This is a genomic window from Kutzneria sp. 744 (genome assembly GCF_000568255.1).
GTDB lineage: Bacteria > Actinomycetota > Actinomycetes > Mycobacteriales > Pseudonocardiaceae > Kutzneria.
Window position 1 is genome coordinate 9399037 of record NZ_KK037166.1, and the last position, 6686, is coordinate 9405722.

Sequence of the window (6686 nt, forward strand, 5' to 3'; positions counted from 1 at the left end):
TTAGGCCGGGCGTCCGATGGGGCTCAGCTGCGTGCCCGCCAGCTGCCAGCTGTCGCCGTTTCGCACCCAGATGTGCGTCGACCGGAACCTTCCGTCCGACGGCGTGCCGCGGTAGGCCGCCTTCTGCACGTGGATCCCGATCACCAGCGCCGTGTCGCCGATCTCGCGGACCTCTCGCTCCTGCCAGTCCAGCTGCGTCGTCACGAGGTCTCCGCTGCGGTACCGGTCCAGCCACTGCGTCTTGTCCAGCACGAAGCCGAACGGTCCCACCAGTCGGAAGTCTTCGGCCGCCATCCCGTCCAGTGTGGACACGTCCCCTTTGACTTCCGCTTGCGCCCACTGCGTTTCCAGCTCGCCGATCGTGGTCATTGCTCCTCCTTGAAGTGCTTTTCCGCCCACTGCTCGAATGTCGTCGCCTTGCGTTTGAGGATCTTCTCGGTGGCGTCGGAGATCTCCGCCCCGTAGTCCCCTCTGAGCACGTGCTCCACCATCGCTTCCGCCAGCTCACGCTCCATGCCTGCCCTGACGATCCCGTCGACCGTCTCTTCGACCGTCGGTTCTCTGAGCGTCAGCCGTCGGTTCAGGATCTTCGCCACGATGTCCAGTTCTTGTTGTGGCGTAATCGCTTCCGGCCCTGACAGCTCTAGTGTCCGGTTGGCGAGGCCGCCCTCCGTCAGCGCTTTCACCGCCACCGCCGCAATATCTTCCGGCGCGATCGGCGCCGTCCGCTTCTTGGCGAACGCCACCGTCACTTCGTCGCCCCTTCGCAGCATGTGCTTCCAGTGCAGCGTGTTCGACATGAACCTCCCCGGCCGGAGCATCGTGTGGTCGATCCCGCTCCCCGTCACCGCCCTTTCGTCTTCGCGGTGCCATGCCGCCACCTTCGGGTGGCTGTCTTCCCCTCCCTTTGCCACCGAGAGCTTCACCAGGTACCCCACGCCCGCCTCTTTCGCCGCCCTGACCTGGGCCCTCGTGTGCAGGTTTTCGCTCCCCGTCACCTGCCCCGTCATCAGGAACGCCTTTCGCACCCCTTCGAACGCCTCCCTCAGGCTCTCCGCGTCCTCGCAGTCCCCTCTGACCACCTCCACGCCCTCCGGAAACCTCACCCCTTCCGGCCTCCTCGTCATCGCCCTCACCGCCAGCCCTCGCGCCGCCAGCGCCTTCACCACCTCGGCCCCCACGTGCCCCGTAGCTCCGATTACCAGGATCATGCCGGAAGGTTAGATGCCTAAGAGTTAGATGTCAAAGGGTGTAGCTCGTGATGCGACCGAACCGGGCAACGCGAGCACTCAACGCACCACCCACCTGGCGTGACCACGGTTCGGGTGGCAAGGCCGCGACGGCACCGACATCCGTCAACACAGGAGCTTGCCGTCGTGGTCGCGGCAGCGGCCCCTCCCACGCTGAGGCCTCCGACTGTGCCCGACCGGTGCGCGGGGAGCCCTCCGTTAGCCTCCTCAGAACGGAGGCTCGTCCAGCGGTTCGGGCTTGGTGACGTACGTCTGCCCCCATCGCGTCTTCACCGTCGTGGTGCCGTCTTTCTCGATACTCACCTCGGCCTTGGTGGCGTGCTTGTACCGATGATGCCGTCGATCCAGGGGTGCGAGATTGGTGCCGGTTGACTCGCCCAACGGCCACGCCGTCGCATGATCGATGTCACAACTCCGCGACGGATGCGAACAGCACGGCATCGCACACGTCTGGTGACGGGCGCGGATGAACCGATCCACGCCGACCTTGGGCCGATACAACTTCGGCGTGTACTCCACCAGGTGCCCAGCCGGATCCGTGAGCAGCCGGTGAAACAAGGCACCTGGGTGCGACATCAACTCCCGCACCACTTCGGCGGGAATCAACTGCCCGGCCGCCATCTTCCCGGGCCGCTCGTCAACACCCCCAGCAGGGCGGTGATAGGCACGGTGACCTGGATCAGGGGCTTGAGCCCGGCCGTCTTGGGGTCTTCGAGAATCAGGCCGGCCATCACGTCAGCGCGCACGGCGTCGATGGTGCGGCCGTTCTTGGCTTCCTGGCTGGCGAGGCGGTCGATCTTGGCGTACATAGCCTGGGCGATCTCCGCAGGCTGTTGGCAGGCGAGGGTGGCCATGCTGTCTTCGTCGTCGTGGAGGACGACTTTGCGGTCGCGGCGGGCCTTTTCGCGGCGTTCCAGGTGGACGGCGGGGTCGGCGCGCTGCAACCGGGCTTGGGACGAGCGACGGAGTTGTTGGGAGGAGCGGCCTTCGGCGGTTTCCAAGGTCTTGGCGACGACCCGTTGGGGAGGTCTTCGGGGTAGTCCTTGGAGGGGTCGACGATGGCGTGGGCGGAGCGTTCGGAGATGGTGCCGGCGGCCATGGCGTCGAAGACGTTGGGGAACAAGGACTCTACGCGGGCGCACCATTTTACGGTGTCCTCGGCGTTGGCGGGCGAGAGTCCGAGGGCCATGCCGATGTCGGTGGGGACGTACTCGTCGGTGTACAGCTCGGCGATGAGGCGGGCCCGTTCGGCACTGAGCCGGCGGATGAGGCGCTCGCATTCGATCAGGCGAGCGACTTTGTGTTTCATACCAGCAATTCTATGCGCCGACAAAGATCGACTCGAATCACGAACGGGTGAAAGCTTTGGAGTGTAACGACTTACCGCTACGAAAGCTGGCAATGGAAAGGCGCACAACGGGTGTGTGGCTGGAATGCGAGCAACGGTGGGGACTGCTGGCGGTGGCAGAGGCCGGGTGCGGCAGTGGGAGGAGTTGTTGGGCGGAGACGTCGCTGGCGGGGCAGAACGAACGGGAGCTGCCGACTGCTCCACGAGAACAGCCGGCAGCTCCCCGAACCACAGGACCTACTGCCCGGTCCAACGGGGCGGGCGCTTCTCGGCGAAGGCCTGGGCGCCCTCGCGGGCGTCGGAGGAGGCGAAGACGGGGGTGGTGATGGCCTCCTGGCGGGAGAAGGCCTCGGCGGAGGGCCAGTCGCGGGACTCGACGATGACCTTCTTCGTGGCACGGACGGCGAGGGGGCCGTTGGCGGCGATCTCGGCGGCCAGGGAGCGGGCGTCCGAAAGGGCCTCCCCGGGGGAAGCCAACCGGTTGACGAAGCCGAAGTGGTGGCCGCGAGGCGCATCGAGGAAGCCGCCGGTCAGCGCGAGCTCCATGGCCACGTGGTAGGGGAGACGAGAGGGTAGGCGGAGGACACCGCCGCCGGCGGCGACGAGGCCGCGCTTGACCTCGGGGATGCCGAACTTGGCGTCGGTGGAGGCGACGACGAGGTCGCAGGCGAGGGCGATCTCCAGACCGCCGGCCAGGGCGTAGCCCTCGACGGCGGCGATGAGGGGCTTCACGGGAGGCCGCTGGGTGATGCCGGCGAAACCACGGCCCTCGACGGTGGGGAACTCACCCCGCACGAAGGCCTTGAGGTCCATGCCGGCGCAGAACGTGCCACCGGCCCCGGTGACGATGCCGACGACCAGGTCGTCACGGCGGTCGAGCTCGTCGACGGCGGCGGCGAGGCCCTCGGCGACGGCCCCGTCCACGGCGTTGCGCGCGGACGGGCGGTTGATGGTGATCACGGCGACGCCGTCGGAGAACTCGGTCAAGACCTCATCGGACATGGCACCCAGGCTAGTCAGGGTGCCAGGATCGCGCTGGCGTAGGTGCTGAGGGCCTCGCGGTCGGGCTGCTGGGTCTTGGCGATGAGGCTGGCGACGTGCTTCTCGACGGTACGAGGAGAGATGTGCAGGCGGTTCGCGATGGCCTTGTTGCCGAGCCGCTCCACCAACAGCCGGAAGACGTCGTACTCCCGCACGGTGACGCCGACGGACCGCAGGGCGCTGGGCACCTGGTCGGCCCCGACGCGACGCTGCTGAACGGACACGCCGACCTGGCGCAGCAGAGCCCGGCAGGCGGACGCGGTGCCGGTCACATTGTTACGGTGGAAGTACTCCTCGGCATTGCGCAGCCACGTGACGGGATCACCCCAACCGTCGACGTGGGCGGCCTCGGCGACCAGACGCAAACCGAGGTTCCGCGCCATGGGGAACGCCCCGCCGACCTGCTGGGCGGCGGCCATGGCGCACTCGGCCTGCTCGACCTTGCCCTCCCGGCCGTACAACACGGCCCCGGCGAGCTCGGCGAAGTGACGGTTCCACCGCATCCCACCGGCCGGTGTGGACGTCACGGAGTGGTGCTGCGACCAGTCGAAGCGGCCCTCAAGGACCCCCAGCAACAGGTCGAGGCCGTGCCGCCCGGCCAGGTGGAAGGTGGTGGGGTTCTCGGCCTCGAAAGCCAAGGCCTGCGCCAACTCCCGGTCGGCGAGGTCCCGGTTCTCCTCCAACAGCGCGCAGAAAACCCGGGCCAGGCCGAAGGAAAGGGGCAGCTCCTGGGACCTTTCCCCGCCCCACTGCCGAAACTCGGCCAGGGCCTCGTCCATCTCCCGCCGACGGCCCTGATGCCCGGCCAGCGTCGCCTTGGCCATCAGGGCATAGCGGACGATCGAGCTGAGCTGGAGCCGCCGGGCGGACTCGCCGCAGGCGACGATGCGCTCGGTCGCCAGGTCGAAGTCCCCGCCCAGCACGGTGTGCAGGGCGATGATGGCGTCGGCGTTGTAGGCCATGGTGATCGCGCCGATCCGCAAAGCCTCCTGCCGCGCGCGTTCCAGGCTGCCGGTGTCCGCAGTGGACAGCCAGTCGATGCCGGCCATGCGCATCATGGCGTACGCCCGCTGCATCGGCAGCTGGTGCTGCTCGCCGAGCTGCTTGGCCTTCTCCAGGCAGTCCATGGCCTGCGTGATGTCGTGTTCACGGGCGATGATGCCGAGCAGTTCCCACGCCTCGCAGGCGACAACGGGCTGCGAGGATCGTTCGGCGGCGTCCACGGCACGGCGGGCCAAGGCCTCGGCCCGGGTCAGGCGATCCGGGCGCGGGGTGTCCAATTCCAGGTACGCGGCAACAACATCCACCGGCGCGGTGTCCTCGTCGGCGGCGTCGGCGCCGAGCAGAGTGCGGGCGGCGGTGACCTGTTCCACGCCGTCCAAGGGGCGACCGGCCAGGTAGGCGACCTTGGCCAGCCGGGTGTGCAGGGCAGCCCGCCGCCGGGTGTCCAGGACGTCGCCGTCGAAGTCGGCGAGCTTGCCGGCGAGCTGGAAGGCCCGCTCGAAGTGACCGGCCTCGGCCAGGGCCGGCAGCAGGGATTCGAGGATGTCGGCCCGGATGCCGGCGTCGAGCTTCCGGGTCAGCAGGCGATTGGCCTTGTCCAGCAAGGTGATCGCGGATCCGGCGGCGCCGTCGCGCAAGGCGCGGCGGCCGGCCTCGGCGAACAGGCGACCGGCGGCGGCGTCCTCGCCGGCGTCCAGACGCAGCGAGGCGACCAGCTGGCACCAGTGGCCGGGCAGCGTGGGATGCAGCTCCAGCACGGCATCGGCGGCCTTGGAGGACAGCTCGGTGCGGTCGATGGGCGTGAGCTGGCTGAGCAAAGCCTCCGCGGTCAACGGATGACGGAAGGCGTACCAGTCCGGGGCGGGCTCGTCGGGAGTGACGAGCTGGGCGGCCACGCCGGCGTGCAAATGGGAAAGCAGTCCACGATCGTCGATGTCGGCGACCTTGCGTACCACCGAAAGTGGGAACCGGTGACCCAGCACAGCAGCCACTGACAGTAGCATTCGGCCTTGGGGCCCCAGCCGATCCGTGCGGTTGGCGATGCTGCGCACCACCGCCGCCGGCACCTCGGTGCGCAGCTGCCCGACGACCTGCCAGCTGTCCCCGCTGGGCACGAGCAGACCGTTGCTCACCATGCCGTGCAACAGTTCCTCGACGATGAACGGGTTGCCGGCGCTGTCGACCCACAGCCGCTGCACCACCTCGTCGGCGACCTCGACGCCGTTGACCTCAAGGCACGAGGCGGCCATCGCGCGCACCTGCGCCCGATCCAACCGGCGCAGCTCCAACAGGGCCCCGGTGCGCCGCTGCTCGCTGGCCCGGGCCAGGTCCAGAGCCGCGCAGGGCTCGCCGCGAATGGTGGCCAGCAGCATCACGGGCTGAAGGTCCAGATTGTCCGTCAGGTACTCGACGACGGCCAGCGTCTCGGCGTCGGAGTCGTGCAGATCCTCAAGCACCAGCAGGCATCCACGCCCGCGGCCGGCCACCGACAGCAGCCGCAGCACGGCCTCGGCCAGCACGACCAGCGACACCGGCTGCGGCGGCGCACCCGCGCCCCACTCAGGTATCAGCCGGCCCAGAACCGGACGGTACGGACCGAGTTCGTTGTCGTCGAACGGCTCTCCGCCACGGAAAAGCGACAGCAATGCCTCGGTCAACGGACGGAACGGGACCATCGGCCCGATGGTGCTGCCCCGACCGCGCAGCACTCGCATGCCGGCGTCGAAGGCCCGCCCGGTGGCCAGCGCGGCCAGCCGTGACTTGCCGATACCGGCCTCTCCGACCAGGAACGCCGATCCTCCGCGCCCGGCTCGTGTTCCGGACAGCGCCCGCGTGAGCTCGGTCAGCTCGGCGTCGCGGCCGACCAACAGTGGCGCGCGGGTCTGCATGGGGCGACCCTAATCGCACAAGCTTGAAAATCCAGCAGAACTCGATCGTCAATGGCCGAATTGCGGGACGGTCTGCCCCTAGGTGTACGACGGGTCCCCCCATCCGGGCACATCGGATGGGGGGACCCGTCGATCAGCCGGGGTCAGACCGTGCCC

6 protein-coding genes are annotated in these 6686 nt (G+C 68.6%); all 6 read right to left on the reverse strand.

Annotated elements, in window-relative coordinates:
- The 6 genes from KUTG_RS42980 to KUTG_RS43005 all read right to left on the reverse strand — a co-directional run bounded on the left by KUTG_RS42980 (nucleotide 1) and on the right by KUTG_RS43005 (nucleotide 6530).
- Nucleotides 1-369, reverse strand: coding sequence for a nuclear transport factor 2 family protein (locus KUTG_RS42980; protein ID WP_157495189.1), 369 nt, complete (start codon nucleotides 367-369; stop codon nucleotides 1-3).
- A complete protein-coding gene (locus KUTG_RS42985) occupies nucleotides 366-1211 on the reverse strand; it encodes an NAD(P)H-binding protein (protein WP_043725368.1) in 846 nt (281 codons plus the stop codon). The genes KUTG_RS42980 and KUTG_RS42985 overlap by 4 nt, the downstream gene beginning before the upstream one ends.
- Nucleotides 1212-1457: 246 nt before the next feature.
- Nucleotides 1458-1871, reverse strand: coding sequence for an HNH endonuclease signature motif containing protein (locus KUTG_RS42990; protein ID WP_043725370.1), 414 nt, complete (start codon nucleotides 1869-1871; stop codon nucleotides 1458-1460).
- Complete coding sequence (locus KUTG_RS64600; RefSeq protein WP_043725371.1) at nucleotides 1853-2194, reverse strand: hypothetical protein; 342 nt, start codon at nucleotides 2192-2194, stop codon at nucleotides 1853-1855. Before KUTG_RS64600 ends, KUTG_RS42990 begins: the two co-directional genes overlap by 19 nt.
- 641 nt (nucleotides 2195-2835) lie before the next feature.
- Nucleotides 2836-3600 carry a crotonase/enoyl-CoA hydratase family protein gene (locus tag KUTG_RS43000; protein WP_043725373.1) on the reverse strand — a complete coding sequence of 255 codons (765 nt, stop codon included), beginning with the start codon at nucleotides 3598-3600 and terminating at the stop codon, nucleotides 2836-2838.
- Nucleotides 3601-3614: 14 nt separating this feature from the next.
- On the reverse strand, nucleotides 3615-6530 hold the full coding sequence (locus KUTG_RS43005; protein WP_043725376.1) for an ATP-binding protein: 2916 nt from the start codon (nucleotides 6528-6530) through the stop codon (nucleotides 3615-3617).
- Nucleotides 6531-6686 lie beyond the last annotated feature (156 nt).

What these genes read in the sequence shown, in the direction of transcription:
- KUTG_RS42980 (WP_157495189.1), bottom strand. Translation starts at nt 369, where the DNA reads ATGACCACGATCGGCGAGCTGGAAACGCAGTGGGCGCAAGCGGAAGTC.
- KUTG_RS43005 (WP_043725376.1), bottom strand. Translation starts at nt 6,530, where the DNA reads ATGCAGACCCGCGCGCCACTGTTGGTCGGCCGCGACGCCGAGCTGACC.
- KUTG_RS43000 (WP_043725373.1), bottom strand. Translation starts at nt 3,600, where the DNA reads ATGTCCGATGAGGTCTTGACCGAGTTCTCCGACGGCGTCGCCGTGATC.
- KUTG_RS42985 (WP_043725368.1), bottom strand. Translation starts at nt 1,211, where the DNA reads ATGATCCTGGTAATCGGAGCTACGGGGCACGTGGGGGCCGAGGTGGTG.
- KUTG_RS42990 (WP_043725370.1), bottom strand. Translation starts at nt 1,871, where the DNA reads ATGGCGGCCGGGCAGTTGATTCCCGCCGAAGTGGTGCGGGAGTTGATG.